The organism is Corallococcus sp. RDP092CA (assembly GCF_041903675.1).
Taxonomy (GTDB): Bacteria; Myxococcota; Myxococcia; order Myxococcales; family Myxococcaceae; genus Corallococcus.
In genome coordinates this window covers 1-221 of record NZ_JAYESI010000200.1, presented here as the reverse complement: position 1 = coordinate 221, position 221 = coordinate 1, and the positions used below count along the sequence as shown (strand labels likewise).

General features: G+C 67.9%; 1 protein-coding gene. It reads right to left on the bottom strand.

The window, feature by feature from the left end; genetic code table 11:
- The coding region (locus tag U8525_RS34755; protein WP_374271016.1) for a transposase at positions 1–221 on the bottom strand (221 nt) is incomplete at both ends.

The window sequence follows — 221 nt, the reverse complement described above, 5'->3', positions numbered from 1 at the left end:
CGGTGAGGCCACCGTCCAGGCGTACCATTTGGTGCCCGGCCCCTTCTCCAACAGCAGCCAGTACGTCTCGTCCGCGTGAATGACGGGCGAGGTGAAGACTTCGGCCAGCAGCGCCTCGTAAGACTTCTGCAGGTGGCCGGCCAGCGCGTCGAGCTGGTCCCAGAGCGTCTGCGCCTCCACCACCAGGCCCTCGCGCAGGTACAGCCGCTGCTGACGGGCCA